This is a genomic window from Streptomyces triticirhizae (assembly GCF_003696235.1).
GTDB classification, from domain to species: domain Bacteria; phylum Actinomycetota; class Actinomycetes; order Streptomycetales; family Streptomycetaceae; genus Streptomyces; species Streptomyces triticirhizae.
The window spans coordinates 1-15839 of the sequence record NZ_RFFJ01000054.1 but is presented as its reverse complement, the minus strand read 5'-3'; the positions used below and the strand labels follow the sequence as shown (position 1 = coordinate 15839).

Here is a 15839-nt window from a genome sequence, read left to right as displayed (position 1 = left end):
CGGCCGAACCCGCGCCCATGGACACCGAGGCCAAGCTCCGCGACTACCTGAAGTGGGTCGCCGCCGACCTGGTCCAGGCGCGCAAGCGCATCCGTGAGCTGGAGTCCCGCACCGCCGAGCCCGTCGCGATCGTCGGCATGGCCTGCCGCTACCCGGGTGCGGCCGACTCGCCCGAGGCGCTGTGGCGGTTGGTGGCCGAGGGCACCGACGCCATCTCGGAGTTCCCCACCGACCGGGGCTGGGACCTGGACGGGCTCTACGACCCGGACCCCGACAGATGGGGCACCGTCTACGCCAGGGAAGGCGGATTCCTGCGCGGCGCGGCCGAGTTCGACCCCCGCTTCTTCGGGATCTCCCCGCGCGAGGCCCAGGCGATGGACCCGCAACAGCGGCTCCTCCTGGAGACCTCGTGGGAGGCGCTGGAACGCGCGGGCCTCGACCCGCAACGGCTGCGCGGCAGCCGCACCGGCGTGTTCCTCGGCAACAGTATGCAGGACTACGGCGAGCTGCTGAAAAGCAGCCCGGAGGGCATGGAGGGCTACTTTCTGACCGCGAACGTCGGCAGCGTCGTGAGCGGTCGGATCTCCTACACGTTCGGTCTTGAGGGTCCTGCGGTGACGGTGGACACGGCGTGTTCCTCGTCGTTGGTGGCGCTGCATCTGGCGGTGCAGGCGCTGCGCGCCGGCGAGTGCTCGCTGGCCCTGGCCGGCGGCGCCACCGTCATGGCGACCCCCGGCATGTTGCAGGTCTTCAGCCGACAGCGCGGCCTGTCTCCCGACGGCCGCTGCCGCGCCTTCTCGGCCGACGCCGACGGCACCGGATTCTCCGACGGCGTGGGCGTGTTGGTGGTGGAACGGCTTTCGGATGCCCGGCGGTTGGGGCATCGGGTGTTGGCGGTGCTGCGGGGGAGCGCGGTCAACCAGGACGGCGCGAGCAACGGGCTGTCCGCGCCGAACGGCCCCTCACAGCAGCGCGTCATCCGCCAGGCACTCGCCAGCGCCGGGCTGACCGCCTCGGATGTCGACGCGGTGGAGGCGCACGGCACGGGAACGAAGCTGGGCGACCCGATCGAGGCCCAGGCGTTGCTGGCGACCTATGGGCAGGGGCGGGAGGCGGAACGGCCGCTGTGGCTCGGTTCGTTGAAGTCCAACATCGGCCATGCGCAGGCGGCTGCCGGCGTGGCGGGTGTGATCAAGATGGTGATGGCGCTGCGCAACGGCGTGCTGCCGCGCACCCTGCATGTGGATGAGCCGACCCCGCAGGTGGACTGGGCCTCGGGCGCGGTGGAACTGCTGCGGGAGTCGCGGGAGTGGGCCCCGGGGGAGGGGCGGGTTCGGCGGGCCGGCGTGTCGGCGTTCGGGGCGAGTGGCACCAACGCGCATGTGATCGTCGAGGAGGCGCCGGCGGAGGAGGCGTTGCCGGCGCCGGGGTCGTTGCCGGTGGTGCCGTGGGTGGTCTCCGGGCGTTCGCCGGAGGCGCTGGAGGGCCAACTGGCCGGCCTGGAGCGGTGTGTCACCGAGAACGCGGTGGATGTCGGCTGGTCGTTGGCCGCCACCCGCTCGGCGTTTGAGCACCGGGCGGTGTTGGTGGACGGCCGTGAGGTGGCGCGGGGTGTCGCGTCAACCGGCGGTACCGGCTTTGTCTTCTCGGGTCAGGGTTCGCAACGCGTTGGGATGGGGCGGGAGTTGTATGCCGCGTATCCGGTGTTCGCTTCGGCTTTGGATGAGGTGTGTGCTGGGTTTGATGGTGCGTTGCGGGAGGTGATGTTCGAAGGCCCGGCGGAGAGGTTGGATGACACGGCGTGGGCGCAGCCGGCGATCTTCGCGTGTGAGGTGGCGCTGTTCCGGCTGTTGGAGTCCTGGGGCCTGACCCCGGACGCCCTCATCGGTCACTCGATCGGTGAGTTGGCTGCGGCGTATGTGGCGGGGGTGTGGTCGCTGGAGGACGCCGCGAAGGTGGTGGCGGCACGCGGCCGGTTGATGGGACAGCTCCCTGCCGGCGGGGCGATGGTCGCGCTGGGCGTGTCGGAATCAGCCGTGTCCGAACTGCTCTCCGAGCGGGTCTCGCTCGCGGCGGTCAACGGCCCCGAGGCCGTGGTTGTTTCGGGTGAGGAGGCGGCGGTGTTGGAGGTCGCCGCCCGGTTCGAGGCCGAGGGGCGGAAGGTGAAGCGGCTGAAGGTCAGCCATGCCTTCCATTCCTCTCTCATGGACCCGATGCTGGACGGCTTCCGCCAGGTTCTCGCGAGCGTCACGTTCAACGAGCCGGCGGTGCCGATGGTCTCGGATGTGACCAACCCCGAGTACTGGGTGCGGCATGTCCGGGATGCGGTGCGTTTCCACGACGGCGTCCAGGCCGCCACCGAACTGGGCGTTTCGCGTTTCGTCGAGGTTGGCCCCGACGCGGCCCTGTCCTCCCTGGTCCCGGGCTGCGTCCCGATGTTGCGCCGCAACCGCGAGGAGCCGAAGACCGCCGTCACCGCGCTCGCGCGCCTGTGGACGACGGGCGCGGGCGTCAACTGGCCGGCGCTCTACGAGGGTTCCGGCGCCCGGACCGTCGACCTGCCCACCTACGCCTTCCAACGCAGGCGCTACTGGATCGACGGCGTTCGGCCCTCCCTCGCGCCCGAGGCGAGCCGCGCCGCCACGTCGGACGACGGCGACTCCCCGCCGGAGGGCGTCTTCCCGCTGCGGCAGCGTCTCGGGGGCGTGCCGCGCGAGGAGTGGGAGGCCGCGCTGCTGTCGGGAGTGTGCGCCGAGGTCGCGGCCGTCCTGGACTACGCGCCGGACGAGGAGGTGCACCCGGACGGGCTCTTCGCGGAGCTGGGATTCGACTCCCTGACCGTGGTGGAGCTGTGCCAACGCCTCAAGGCGGCGACCGGCCTGCCCCTGGCGCCCGACGACCTCTTCGGCCACCCGGCGCCCAGGCTCCTCGCCAAGCACCTCCTCCACCTCCTCGACCTCGACGAGCCCGCCGCGCTGCCGCCCCAGCACAGCGGCGCGCACGATCGCGACGGCGCCGAACACGGGCTGCGCCAGCTCTTCCGGGCGGCCTGCGCCGAGGGGCGGATGGAGGCGGGACTCGACGTCCTGGAGTCGGCGGCCAGGCTCAGGGACATGAGGGCGGAGGGCGCCACGGGCCGTCCGGTCGCCGCCCCCGTTCCGTTCAGCCGCACCGACGATCCGGCGGCCCCCGCCCTCATCTGCTTCCCCTCGGTGGTCGCGCCCTCGAACGCCTTCCAGTTCGCCCGCTTCGCGGCCCCGTTCCGCGACGCCTACCCCCTCTCGGTGCTGCCGCACCCGGGGTTCGAGGAGGGGGAGCCGCTGCCGGCCTCGCTCGACGCGCTCATCGCCGAACGGGCCGAGGCGGCGCGCCGCTGCGCCGACGGCCGGGACGCGGTCCTGGTCGGCTACTCCTCCGGCGGCTGGGTCGCCCAGGCCGTCGCCGAGCGGCTGGCCGGCGCCGGGGAGAGCGTGCGCGGTGTGGTGCTGCTGGACTCCCATCTGCCGGGCAGCGAGGGGCTCGCCGACGTCCAACAGACCCTGCTGGGCGGCGACCACACGATCGACCCGGAACGGTTCGGACGCATCACCGAGGCACAACTCACCGCGATGGCCCGCTATCTGAGGCTCTTCGCTGACTGGCGCCCGGTCGCGGCGCAGGCGCCGACGTTGCAGCTCACGGCGGAACGCCAGGTGCCCGCCGGCCCCCGCGCGGGGCAGCCCGTGGCCGCGCACCTGCGGCCGGCCTGGCCCGTTCCGCACTCCGCCGTCGAGGTGGCGGCCGCCGACCATCTGTCCATGATCCAGGAGTCCGCCGCGTCGACCGCCCGTCCGGTCCTGCGCTGGCTGGCCGACCAAGGGAGCCACAGGATGAAAGAGGAGGGAACCGCGTGAGCGGAATGTCAAGCGTGGTGGACTTGCTGAGCCCGGAGTTCGCCCAGGAGCCCTATGCGGTCTATCAGGCGATGCGGACCGAGGCGCCGGCCCACCGGGTCGTGGTGAAGACGCTCACCACCGAGTTGCACGCCTGGGTGGTGACCCGTTACGAGGCGGCCCGTTCGCTGCTGGCCGACCCCCGGCTGTCCAAGGACGCGGGGGAGCTGCCGCGCATCGTCGAGCGCAACAAGGTCAGCGCCGAACCCGTACAGCTCGCCAACTTCAAAAGTATGCTCTTCAGCGACCCGCCGGACCACACCCGGCTGCGGCGCATCATGGGCAAGGCGTTCACCATGCGCCGCGTCCAGCAGTTGCGGCCCCGGATCGAACGGGCCACCGACCGGCTGCTCGACGCCATCCCGCCGGGCAAGGACGTCGACCTGGTGGACGCGCTGTCGCTGCCGCTGCCGATCACCGTCATCGGCGAACTGCTCGGCATCCCCGGCGAGCAGCGCGACGACTTCCGTTCCTGGAACGCCACCCTCACCAGCGTCACCGCGACCATGCAGGACAAGATGGCGGCCCATGTCGCGGCCAGCGCCTACCTGCGGGACTTCATCGCGTACAAGCGCGAGACGCCAGGTGACGATCTGGTCAGCGCGCTGCTCCAGGCCGACGACGGCCAACAGCGGCTCGACGATGGCGAGTTGTTGTCCACCATCTTCCTGGTGATGAACGCGGGCTACGAGACCACGGCGAGTATGCTCAGCAACTCGGTCTACGCGCTGCTCCAGGACCCCGAGCAGCAGGCGCGGCTGCGGGCCCAGCCTCGCGCCATCCCGGCCGCCGTCGAGGAGTTCCTCCGCTACGAGAGCCCGCTCAACCTTGCCACGGTCCGTTACACCCTGGAACCGGTCGAGGTCGAAGGACTGACCATCCCCCGGGACGACATTGTCTTCATCTCCCTGGCGGCCGCCAACCGCGACGGCGCCCGTTTCCGTGAGCCCGACGCGCTCGACACCACCCGCACCGCCAACAGCCACCTCGCCTTCGGGCACGGCATCCACCACTGCCTGGGCGCGCCGCTGGCCCGGATGGAGGGCGAGATAGCGCTCAGCCGGCTGCTGGCCCGGTTCCCGACCTGGTCGTTGGCGGTCGACGAGGAGTCGCTGCGCTGGCGCGACAGCCTCCAGTTCCGCACGCTGGAGCGCCTCCCCGTCCGACTGAGCTGACCCCCGCAGCGACCCGGTACCCCCGTACCGCCCGACCCCTCTCCGACCCCAACCCGCAACACCAACCTGACAAGGGAGCGACGGCAGATGGCCGACAACGTGGTGAGCCGCTTCTTCGAACTCGGCGCCAAGGAAGACCTCGACGGGGCGTGGGAGTGCTTCGCCGACGACGGCGTGTGGATTCTGCCGGAGGGCGACGGCCCCGGCACCACCCTCAACAAGCAGGAGATACGCGAGCACATCGAGAAGATGAACGAGCTGTCCCACCAGATCACCGCCCAGGGCCTGGAGGGCGTCTTCGAGAAGCCCGTCTTCCTGACCAACGGCGAACAGGCCATCGTCGAGTGGTCGTTGCGCAAGATCGGCGGCGACGTCATCGAGCGGGGCATCGATCTCTTCACCCTGCGCGACGGGAAGATCCTGGTCAAGGACGTGTTCCGGAAGGCGTAACCAGGCAGGGCGAACAGACGAGGAGAGCGCCCCGGCCGCTTCGGCCGGGGCGCTCTCCTGGGGGACGCTCTGTCAGCGGCTTCTCACCAGGTCACCAGCAGCTCGTCGAACATGCGGTTGAGCTGCCCGCCCTTCCACTGGAGGTCCTCCAGCGGCATCGCGGGCTGGAGGTTGGGGAAGCGGCGGAAGAGCGACTCGAACGCGATCTGCATCTGCGCCCGGGACAGCCCCGCCCCGGGGCAGTAGTGCGGCCCGGCGCCGAACGTCACATGGGGGTTGGGGTGCCGGGCGATGTTCAGCCGCTCGGGCTCCTCGAAGACCTCGGGGTCGTAGTTGGCCGCGACGCGGCACGGCAGGATCGCCTCGCCGGCGCGCACGACCTGACCGCCGACCTCGACGTCCTCCTTCGCGTAGCGGGAGAAGATGGCCGCCTCGTCGTTGACGGCGTAGCGCAGCAGCTCGTCCACCGCCGTCTTGGCGAGGCTCGGGTCAGCGGCCAGCCTGGCCATCTCCTCGGGGAACGTCATGAGGACATACGTTCCGTACGAGATCTGGTTGGCGGTGCTGCCGTGCCCGGTCGCGAGCAGGAACATGCCGAGGCCGACCAGCTCCTCCTTGGTGATGCTGTCGTCGGCCTGGTAGGCGGCGGTGAGGTCGCTGATCAGGTCCTCGCGCGGATGCTTGATCCGGTCCTCGACCATCTGACTCACATAGTCGTGCTGCTTCTGGAGGTAGTCCTGGATCTGCTCCGGCGGCATCGACGTCGTGGCGATCATGGCCTTGGACCACTCGGTGAACAGCGGCCTGTCCTCGACGGGGACGCCCAGGATCAGCGCGATCACGATGGCCGGCAGCGGGGTGCCGAACGCGGTCACCAGGTTGGCCGGCGGCCCCGCGTCCTCCATCGCGTCCAGCAACTCGTCCACGATCTGCTGGATCTGCGGGCGCAGTTGCATGGTCCGGCGCTCGGTGAAGCCGCGCGCGACGACCTTGCGCAGCCGGCCGTGCTCCGGCGGGTCCATCCGCATGATGTTGATGTCCGGCATGATCGGGAACACCCGGGGCTCGTCGCTCTCGTGCGCGAGGGCGCGGCTGAGCCGGGGGTCCGTCATGGCGGCCTTGAAATCGCTGTACTTCGTGGTGAACCACGCCTCTTCGCCATACGGCATCTGCGCCCTGGAGACGGGACATTTCTCGCGCAGCTCGGCGTATACGGGGTTCAGCCGGGGCGGGCCGTCTTCCTCGAGCGGGTACTTGATGGGTTCAGCGACCATGAAAGATTCCTCCAGGCGCGCATCGCGCTGTGCGGAATACGTCCTCGACGGGGGGAAAGTGGAGCGGGTTTAGGCCCTGTTGACGTTCTGTCTGTCAGGTTATGCCGACGCGGGGGATCGGCAACCCCTAGGAAACCGCGCAACGGCCCTGCGGTAAGGGGGAGTTGGAGTTGGTGTGTGGCGCCGCGCGGGACGCCACCGCCCGACGGGCGGCCGCGCCAGAAGGCCGGCCCGGCGTGGGGGAACGCCGGGCCGGCCGGGGGATGGGGGTGCGGGGACATCAGGCGGGCACAAGGGGGGTGCCGCACACATGGTCCCGGGAATTCGATCCGCTCCCTTGACCCCGGGAAAGTCCTATCGGGATTTCGTGGATATGTAAAGGCCCGCCCGCCGCCCCGTCCTGCTGTGGATTCTTAGGGGTTGTCGGCAGGAGGCGGCGCCTGGCTAGGGTTGAACCCGGACCGAGCGGCATCCGTCCGCAGAGCATGGAGGAGCGTAATAGATGGCGACGCCAGAGCTTGTGCACAAGGACATCGTTCCCGAGGCGAAACCGGGATGGATTTTCAGTCACTATGCCTCGGGGCCGCTCCTCGAATGGGAATGGGCTCACAAGAGGCTGCGGGAGGCCACGACGTTCTGGATCGCGACCAACGCGCTGGAGGGCCGACCGCACGTTCGGCCGGTCTGGGGCTTCTGGCAGGACGGCGGCTTCTGGTTCTCGACCACCAACCGTTCGGTCCCCTACATCGAGGCCGACCGGGAGGTCGTGCTCCACACGGAGAGCGGTGAGGAGGTCGTGATCGTCGAGGGGCGCTGCGACCGCCTCTTCGGCAAGGAGAACCTCCAGCGCATCTCCGACGGCTACAAGGAGCGCTACAACCACAGCACGAACGCCACGGACGAGGGCGTCTACACGCTGGAGGGCTACGGCGGCCCCGGCTTCAAGATCACCCCGACCAAGGTCCTCGGCTGGATAGCCCCCCAGTTCGACACGGCGACGCGCTGGGACTTCCCGGCCTAGAACGCGCCGAGGCAGAAGACGAGACACAGCGCAGAGTGAAGTGCCTCCGGCGGGCGCGGCCCACAGGCCGCGCCGGTCCGGAGGCTCTGCGCGTGCCACGTCCAGGGGTGCGGCTCCCACCCCGACCGACCACGCCGGGCGCCCCCGGTGAAGAAATCGGGGGCATCTCCCCGCTTAGGAGAGTATGATACGGGGACGGATCTCCGATTTTCAGAACAGGAGGCGCCGATGCCGGCCACCGGACCTGCCCGGCCCGTCGCTCCGCCGTTCACCCCGACCCGCCCCTCCCGGGCGGACGCGCGACGCAACTACGACCGCCTGGTCGCCGCCGCCGACGAACTCTTCGACGAGCAGGGGACCGACGTCCCCCTCGACGACGTGGTCCGTCGCGCCGGGCTGGGCTCGGGGACGCTCTACCGCCACTTCCCCAACCGCGACGCCCTCATGGCCGCGGTCTTCTGGGAGCGCATCGAGGTGCTGTGCCAGGAGGCGGAGAGCCTGCTGGCGGAACCGGAGTCGACGCAGGCGTTCACCGCCTGGCTGCGCAAGCTGATCAGGCTGACCATGCGCAGGGGCCTCGCCGCCGCGCTCGCCGCCGGCCAGCGTTCCACCGTCTCCGAAGTCTTTCTGAACCAGTGCCACCTGGCCCTGGAGGGTGCGTCCACGCCTCTGCTCGCCCGGGCCCAGGCCGACGGTGGCATCCGTCCCGACCTCAGGGCCGACGACCTCCTCACCTTCGCGCACACCATCGCGTCCGCCGCCCAGCGGGCCCCGGACGGGGAGCGGCATGCCGACCAGCTGCTCGAACTCCTGCTCGAAGGTTTGCGCACCCGCGCGGAGTCGTCGCCCTCCTGAGCCGCTGACGGAGTTCCGACAGGGTTTCTGGCAATGTGACCGGCAACGCCCTCGGCGGAGTTGCTGACAGAATCGCCCCACGACCGCACACAGGGGCCGAACCTCACGAGACGGTGCGCGCCAAGACCGCCTGGTGAATGACCACGCACATGAAACAGGTTGGCGAATACGGGGGTTGGTATGGGTTGGGCTGGCGATGGTGCCACAAGGGACGATACAGCTCCCGGACGACGGGGCGGCGGCTGGCTTCAGGAAGCAGACCGTTCCGACAGCAGCAACAGAAGAGCTGTGTCGCTCCTCGTGGCCGCCCTCTTCGGCCGCGGGCCGGAATTCTGGCCCAGCTACGAGGAAGTGCGCCACGGCGCCCGGCTGTGCGAAATCCTCGGGAACCACCTCCCGGCGATAGAACTCGTCGCGACACAGATCATGCCGTCACGACTGAGAGAAACGCACGAGGAACTCCTGGCCCTCGCCAACGCCGTGGGACGGCGGAGCCGAGGCGACCGGGGCGGGAAGTCCCGCACCGACCCGATGAACCTCGCTCTCGACTGGTGCTACAGCAAGCTCAGCCACCGCGAAAGAACCGTGATGAGCCGAATAGCCGTGCTGGGCACGGAGTTCGACCCCGAAGCGGTGGTCGCGGTCTGCGTCGACCGGAATCTGAGCGACGAATCCGTGCTGGACGCGCTGAACATGCTGGAGCACAGAGCACTCATCCGCCGCCGGCAGAGCGACTCCGAGAAGATCTACTTCCGGCAGTCCGAAGCCGCCGTCGCCTACGGCATCGAGCGCCTCAGGGAGAACCAGGACTACTTCCCGGCCCACCGGGCACTCGTCGCCTGGCTGTGGTCGCGCGCCGAACGGCTCACCCACGTCTGCATGTTGTCGAGGGCGGAGAACGAGTGGTTCGCCGTGCGGGTCAACTACCTCGCCATCGCCGTGGAGTTCACCTGGAACCACACCCGGGACGACCACCGCCACGACATCCTGGCCGCCCTGCTGGCCAGCCTGTGGCTGCACACCGATCGCCAGCACGAAGGCAGACAGCTCATCCAGCGGGCCCTCACCCGCGACGCGCGATCGCCCTACCGCAGCGACCTCCTCGTCCACGGCCTGTGGTTCTCCGAGGTCGACGACAACCCCCAGCGCATCCTCCAGACCATGTACGAGGCCGTCCAGTCCGCCCGCGAGGCCAGACAGGACTCCTCCATGGTGCGCGCGCTGAACTCGCTCGCCAACGCCTACGCGGCCGTCCACGACTACGAAGCCGCCCAGCGCTACTTCGTGGAGTCCATGGACCTCGCGCGACGGCTCGACGACGAGTTCAGCCTCGCCGTGTGCTCCCACATGTACGCGATGTTCCTCGTCGGCCTCGGCAAGTTCCAGGAGGCCGCCGACGCCGTGTCGGTCACCACCGAACGGTTCGAGGCCGAGGCCAACCCCTTCCAACGGGCGAGCTACCGCTACGTCCTGGGCGCCATCGAACTCGCCAGCGGTCGGATCGACGCCGCGGAGTCCTTCATGGTGTCCTCCCTCGGCATCTTCGTCGCCAACGACCCGAGCATCTGCTACCCCATCGAGGGGCTCGCCCTGGTGGCCGCCGCCCGTGGCCAGGCCCGCCGCTGCGTGGCGCTCCTCGCCGCCACCGCCCAACTGCGCGACACCGGACGGGCCTCGACCCGGGTCCCCGAGTGGTGGTCGCGCAACCTGGACGAGGCGAGGGCCGCGTCCCTCGCCCAACTCGACGAGGCCGACGCCTGGGACACCGAGGAACGAGCCCGGGGCCTGACCCCCCAACAGCTCATCGACTACGCGGTCGAACGCGGCGACCGCTCCCTCGTGCCCGAGCCGACGGCCCTCACCTACCGCGAACACGAGGTGGCGGTCCAGGTCGCCAAGGGACTGTCCAACCGCCAGATCTCCGCCTACCTGCACATCGCGGAGAGCACGGTGTCCTCCCACATCAAACGGATCTACGCGAAGCTCGGCATCAGATCCCGGACCCAGCTCGCGGCCTGGATCGCCGCCCACACCAAGGCGTCCTGACACTTCGCGTCCGGACACCTCGCGTCCACCAACGACCGCGCCACACAGGGTCGCGGCACCGGGTCCCCCACCGAGGAGCACCCCCCACCAGGGCCTCAGCCGCCCGACGAGCCGACTTCCGTGACGACTTCCTGTCCATTCCCGGGGAGAGCAGGGAACGATGCTGCAAACCGCCGTGTACTGCACCATTTGCGAGTCGCGTATCGCGGTGGCCGCAACGCCACAGGCACAACGCCGTCAGCGATACTGCTCCAACGCCTGCCGCCAGCGAGCCTACCGACAGCGGCTCGCCACCCGCCGCACACCGGCGGGCCAGCCGATGGGCGCCCACCGCCGATGGGCCCCCAAGCCCCTCAGCGTGCCGTTGCACCTGGACCGCTTCATCGGCCGGACGAAGGAGTTGGAACAGCTGCGGACCCTGCGCGACCACCCCCTGGTGACCCTCACGGGCGCGCCGGGCGCCGGCAAGAGCAGACTCGCGGCCCGGCACATCGAGTCCGAACACACCGGCAACCCCGACCGCGTCCTGTGGATCGACGTGGACCGCCTGGAGTCGGGCACCGGGCTCGAACCCCTGGTCGGCGAGGTCCTCGACGCGACACCCGGCGGGCCACGCCCGCCGGGGACGCTCCCCGGCGACCAGAAGATCCTCCTGGTCCTCGACAACTGCGAACAGCGCGTGGACGAGGCGGCGTTCCTGGTCGAGAACCTCCTCATGAACCGGCCCGACCTGTGCGTCCGGGTCACCAGCCGCGAGGCGCTGCGCATCCCCGGCGAGGTCGTCGTCGGCGTCGGCCCGTTAGCCGTTCCCGAGCCCGCCGACCGGAACGCCGGCCACCGGGAGCTGCTGCGCTACGACGCGGCCCAGCTCTTCGTCGAACGGGCCTCGTCCAGCAACCCGAACTTCGTCCTCAGCCAGGCCAACGCCACCGCCATCGCCGAACTCTGCGCGGAACTCGACGGTCTGCCCCTCTCCATCGAGTTCGCCGCCCGCTGGGTCGGGATGCTCAGCGTCGTCGAACTCCTCACCCGCGTCCGCGAGTCGACCGCCTTCCTCACGGTGGCCAGCCGCACGGCGAGCGACCGCCACAGCAGCCAACGAGCCGTCTTCGACGCCAGCTACGCGGCGCTCGACCCGGCCGAACAGGCCCTCTTCCGCCGACTCTCCGTGCTCGACGGGCCCTTCGGCCTCGCCCCCGCCGGCGCGGTCGCCGGCCTGGCGGCCGACTCCGACAGCGGCCTCACCGACCTGCTGTCGGGCCTCCAGGCCAAGTCGCTGCTCACCACCGAACTGGACTCGCCCCACGGGGTGGAGTTCCACCAGTTCCGATCCCTGCGCCGCTACGCGGCCGAACGCCTCGCCGACGCGGGCGAGACGGACGAGACCTGGGGACGGCTGGCCGACTGGCTGCTGGCCAGATTCCACCCGGCGACCCGGCGCATCGGGCCGCTCGCGCACGCCCAGGTCGAAGACCCCGAACTCGACCAGCTGCACGGCTACCTCTGGGCGACGATCGAGTGGGCCGACCGCCGGAACGACACCCGCAACGCGCTGCTGGTCGCGGCGGCGGCCCGCACCCTGTGCACCAGGGGAGACGAGGCCACCTTCCGCCACCTCGCGACCCGCGCCCTGCGCCAGTCCGCACCCGCGTCCGACCAGACCGTGCTCCTCATCGAGATGGCGACCTGCACACGTCTCCAGGGCCGGGTCATGGAGGCCCAGGGCCTGGCCGCCCGGGCCGTGGGCCGGGCCGACGGCCTCGACGACGGCACCATCCACGGCCGCGCCCTGATCGAACTGGCCACCTGCGAACGCCACAACCGCGACTTCACCGCCGCGACCACCCACGCCCGCACCGCGCTCGGCCTGGTCGGCACCGACGACACCCTCAACGCCGCCGCCTGCCTGGAACACCTGGCCACCACCAGCATGGCCGCCGGCGACCCGGAGGGCGCCGGCCTCCTGATCTCCGGCGCCCTGCACAGCCTGGCCGCGTCCGACACCCCCCACGCGCTGGCCACGGCGCACGCCCTCAACACGGCGGCGGACATCGCGCTGACCGGCGACCGCGTCGTGGACGCCGAGGCGTGCACCCTCGCGGCGCTCTCCCTGATACCGCCCGAAGCCGCCCTGCTCCACCGCCCGTTGAGCCGCCTCGCCGCGATCAGGGCCCTCCAGGGCGCGCTCCCCCAGGCGATGCGCCTGCGGGAGTCCGCCCGAAGCCTGCGGCGGCGCTCCCCCGTCGTGGAGCGGGCGTGGCTCGACGACTGGGTGGAGCGGGTCTGCGACGACGCGATCTCGGGAGCGGAGCTGGTGGACCTGGCCGCCGCACGCACCACGGCGGAGGAGATGACCCCGCACCGTGCCCACGCGTTCGCCCTGGGTGAGCCCTGGCCCGAGCAGCCCACCAGGGACCCCGTCGAATCCCAACTCCCGCCCCGGCAGCGCACCATCGCCCTGCTCGTCGCCGAGGGGCTCACCAACCGCCAGATCGCCAGCCGCCTCGGCGTCTCCTCCCGGACGGTGGTCGCCGACCTCTGCCGCCTGCGGGACACGTTGGAACTCCGGTCCAGGGCCCAGGTCGCGGCCTGGGCCCGGACGGTGGTGACCACCTGATCCACCCGGAGCGCACAGCCCGGGGGCGCCGTTGCTGTGGCACTCGTCACGCGGGCCCCCGGGAGGGCATTGCGTACCCTGATTCCGGCTCTTACGACGGGGTGCCCGGGCAGCGGAAGCTCTCGGGCACGCGACGGGTTGTAGGGTATGGGAAGAGCCCTTGACCTGCACGAACGCAGGCAGGGAGCCTACTGTCAGGAGTGCACCGATGTTGCGAACCATGTTCAAGTCGAAGATTCACCGAGCCACGGTGACAGAGGCCGACCTGCACTACGTCGGCTCGGTGACCGTCGACGCGGACCTCATGGAGGCCGCCGACCTGCTCCCCGGCGAGCTGGTGCACATCGTCGACATCGACAACGGCAGCCGCCTGGAGACCTATGTCATCGAGGGCCGGCGCGGCTCGGGCGTGATAGGGATCAACGGCGCGGCCGCGCACCTGGTCAAGCCCGGCGACCTGGTCATCCTGATCAGCTACGCCCAGGTCGACGACGCCGAGGCCCGCTCGCTGCGGCCCACCGTCGTCCACGTCGACGAGCGCAACCGCGTGGTCGCCCTCGGCTCCGACCCCTCCGAGCCGGTCCCCGGCAGCGACACCCGGCGCGGCCCGCTGAGCACCGCCCGCGCCTGAGCCCCGGCACCCGCGCTCCCGACCGACGACGGGCGACACGTTCCCGAACGACAACCACCCACGACAACCACCGAGGGGCCGGCGACGCCACCGTGGCGCCGCCGGCCCCTCGTCAGGGACTGACCCGAACTCCGGGTGCCTAGCCGCCCTGGGAACTCACATGCTCGAACACGTCCCGCGCCTCGGTGTCGAGTCGGGGGCCGGCCAGCCACGTGCTCTGGAGCGGGCCGATCGAGTTGACCGAGACCAGCTCGGCCTCGCCGCCCTCGCCCTGCCGCAGCCACGGGCCGCCGGACGAGCCGCCGGTCATGGTGCAGCCGGCCCAGTACAGGACGGGCATGGTCGGGTCGATCGACAGCCGGCCCGGGGTGTCGGTGCAGCGGTACATCAGCACGCCGTCGTACGGGTCGGCGGCCGGGAAGCCGTAGAGCGTCACGTTCCCCAGCCCGGAGACCGCCGGGGCCTCGAAGTTGATGTCCACGGCCGAGCCGACGGTCTCCTCAAGGGAACGCCCGCTGCCGTCCTCCGGCTCCACCTGCATCACCGCGAAGTCGCCGTGCGCGCCCTCGCCGCCGGTGGTGGTGCCGTTGTCGATCCAGTACTGGGTCGTCGACACGTAGTTGGCCCAGTAGATGCCGTACGGGTAGACCGAGTCGGCGTTGGCGTCGTTCTCCGCCTCCTCCGCCGGCAGGCCCTCGTTGTTGTAGGCGGGGACGAAGCTCAGGTTCCGGTACCAGCCGCCGCCCACGCCCGCGTGGACGCAGTGACCGGCCGTGGCCACCAGGTTGGACTGGCCGGGCCGCCTCGGGTCCTTGACGACGGTGCCGGAGCAGACCATCGGGCCCTCCGGGCTGTCGAAGAACACCTTGCCGATCGGGGCGCCGTTCTCCGTGTACGGGGTCGGGACCTGCTCGGCCTCGACGGGCATCGGCTCCATGTCCGTGATGCCACGGTCGTCCATCGGGTCGTCGGCGTCGGGCGCGTTGGCGTCCTCGTCGATCTGGCCGTCGTCGATCGACTGGTCCGGGTCCTGGGCGTCGCCCATCCGGTCGGCGTCCCACAGACCCTCGATGATGGGGTTGACGAAGTCGCCGATCTCGCGCAGCCAGGTGTCCTGGTCCCAGTCCTCCCAGCCGCCCTCCAACCAGGCGTCCAGGTCGAACTCGAACGGCAGGTTGTCTATCAGGTCCTGGAGTTCGCGGTTCTCGTCGGGCGTCGCCTCCTCGCTGGGCAACGCGCTGTCGCCCGAGTCGTCGTCGCCGTTGCACGCGGTGGCGGTCAGGGCCAGGCACGCGGCCATCCCCGTCGCCGCCAGCGCGATGCGACGACGCGAACTCCGTCGGCGTATCGGTGACATGGGTCAATCCCCCTGAAGCAGTGGTTCTTCGCTTGGCTAGGCAGTCCACCTGACGGGCAGGCGCCCCCCAACTATGCCGGTGACCATCTGGACGGCATCAGCCGGGTCCCCGGTTCCCGACGGCGCTCCGAGGGCTTCCGGCCAAGAAAACCGTTGCCCGCCCGTGATCCCCGGGGCACTCGGTCGTTACTACGGATGGCGGTACGCCGCCGCGCCAGTCAACTCCCCGACGGAGCCCGAGAGTCCGCACGAAGGAGGAAGGCGCGCCCGCCCGGTTGACGCCGGGGACGCCGCGCCGCACCCGGATGAACGCACGCCCCCGTCCCGAGCGAGGCCCACAGCAGGAGTCGACGCGGTCGGCCCCCGCCGGGCTCGCGGAGCCGGCGGTGCCCCGTCAGGTGCGCCACGCCCCCGACGACGCCCCGCGCCGAGCACCGGCCGGCGCGCCCGGCCCGGCCGGCGGCGGCGAACGGCCGTGCGA

Annotated in this window: 10 protein-coding genes and 1 pseudogene; 9 read left to right on the top strand and 2 right to left on the bottom strand. The window is 70.7% G+C overall.

Going from position 1 to position 15839, the window contains the following annotated elements; genetic code table 11:
* Positions 1-17: 17 nt before the first annotated feature.
* The 4 genes and pseudogenes from EBN88_RS32805 to EBN88_RS12340 form a co-directional block, all read left to right on the top strand.
* Positions 18-68, top strand: a pseudogene (locus EBN88_RS32805) (polyketide synthase docking domain-containing protein); the annotation flags it as partial.
* Positions 48-3893: a type I polyketide synthase gene (locus EBN88_RS12350; RefSeq protein WP_456114800.1), complete on the top strand. Its 3846-nt coding sequence runs from the start codon at positions 48-50 to the stop codon at positions 3891-3893. The pseudogene EBN88_RS32805 and the gene EBN88_RS12350, both read left to right, overlap by 21 nt.
* 5 nt (positions 3894-3898) lie before the next feature.
* Complete coding sequence (locus tag EBN88_RS12345; RefSeq protein ID WP_122183899.1) at positions 3899-5107, top strand: cytochrome P450 family protein; 1209 nt, start codon at positions 3899-3901, stop codon at positions 5105-5107.
* Between the two features lie 87 nt (positions 5108-5194).
* Positions 5195-5557: a nuclear transport factor 2 family protein gene (locus tag EBN88_RS12340; RefSeq protein ID WP_122183898.1), complete on the top strand. Its 363-nt coding sequence runs from the start codon at positions 5195-5197 to the stop codon at positions 5555-5557.
* An 83-nt stretch (positions 5558-5640) separates the two neighbouring features.
* On the opposite strand, the gene EBN88_RS12335 is transcribed toward EBN88_RS12340, so the two are convergent.
* On the bottom strand, positions 5641-6831 hold the full coding sequence (locus tag EBN88_RS12335; RefSeq protein WP_122183897.1) for a cytochrome P450: 1191 nt from the start codon (positions 6829-6831) through the stop codon (positions 5641-5643).
* Positions 6832-7333: 502 nt separating this feature from the next.
* On the opposite strand from EBN88_RS12335, the gene EBN88_RS12330 reads away from it, so the two are divergent.
* From EBN88_RS12330 to panD, 5 genes are all read left to right on the top strand, one after another.
* Complete coding sequence (locus EBN88_RS12330) at positions 7334-7852, top strand: pyridoxamine 5'-phosphate oxidase family protein (protein ID WP_122183896.1); 519 nt, start codon at positions 7334-7336, stop codon at positions 7850-7852.
* 228 nt (positions 7853-8080) lie between these two features.
* The gene (locus EBN88_RS12325) at positions 8081-8707 is read left to right on the top strand and encodes a TetR/AcrR family transcriptional regulator (protein ID WP_122183895.1); all 627 of its coding nucleotides are present in this window, start codon (positions 8081-8083) and stop codon (positions 8705-8707) included.
* Between the two features lie 426 nt (positions 8708-9133).
* Positions 9134-10753 carry a LuxR family transcriptional regulator gene (locus tag EBN88_RS12320; RefSeq protein WP_158621361.1) on the top strand — a complete coding sequence of 540 codons (1620 nt, stop codon included), beginning with the start codon at positions 9134-9136 and terminating at the stop codon, positions 10751-10753.
* A gap of 358 nt (positions 10754-11111) precedes the next feature.
* Positions 11112-13370 carry an ATP-binding protein gene (locus tag EBN88_RS12315; RefSeq protein ID WP_158621360.1) on the top strand — a complete coding sequence of 753 codons (2259 nt, stop codon included), beginning with the start codon at positions 11112-11114 and terminating at the stop codon, positions 13368-13370.
* 208 nt (positions 13371-13578) lie between these two features.
* A complete protein-coding gene (panD, locus tag EBN88_RS12310; RefSeq protein WP_122183892.1) occupies positions 13579-14001 on the top strand; it encodes an aspartate 1-decarboxylase in 423 nt (140 codons plus the stop codon).
* Between the two features lie 139 nt (positions 14002-14140).
* Here panD and EBN88_RS12305 read toward each other — a convergent pair whose 3' ends face one another.
* A complete protein-coding gene (locus tag EBN88_RS12305; protein WP_122183891.1) occupies positions 14141-15358 on the bottom strand; it encodes a trypsin-like serine peptidase in 1218 nt (405 codons plus the stop codon).
* Between the last annotated feature and the right edge of the window lie 481 nt (positions 15359-15839).

Coding starts and splice junctions, on each gene's coding strand:
- EBN88_RS12345 (WP_122183899.1), top strand. CDS start 3,899: ATGTCAAGCGTGGTGGACTTGCTGAGCCCGGAGTTCGCCCAGGAGCCC.
- EBN88_RS12340 (WP_122183898.1), top strand. CDS start 5,195: ATGGCCGACAACGTGGTGAGCCGCTTCTTCGAACTCGGCGCCAAGGAA.
- EBN88_RS12335 (WP_122183897.1), bottom strand. CDS start 6,831: ATGGTCGCTGAACCCATCAAGTACCCGCTCGAGGAAGACGGCCCGCCC.
- EBN88_RS12330 (WP_122183896.1), top strand. CDS start 7,334: ATGGCGACGCCAGAGCTTGTGCACAAGGACATCGTTCCCGAGGCGAAA.
- EBN88_RS12325 (WP_122183895.1), top strand. CDS start 8,081: ATGCCGGCCACCGGACCTGCCCGGCCCGTCGCTCCGCCGTTCACCCCG.
- EBN88_RS12320 (WP_158621361.1), top strand. CDS start 9,134: ATGCCGTCACGACTGAGAGAAACGCACGAGGAACTCCTGGCCCTCGCC.
- panD (WP_122183892.1), top strand. CDS start 13,579: ATGTTGCGAACCATGTTCAAGTCGAAGATTCACCGAGCCACGGTGACA.
- EBN88_RS12305 (WP_122183891.1), bottom strand. CDS start 15,358: ATGTCACCGATACGCCGACGGAGTTCGCGTCGTCGCATCGCGCTGGCG.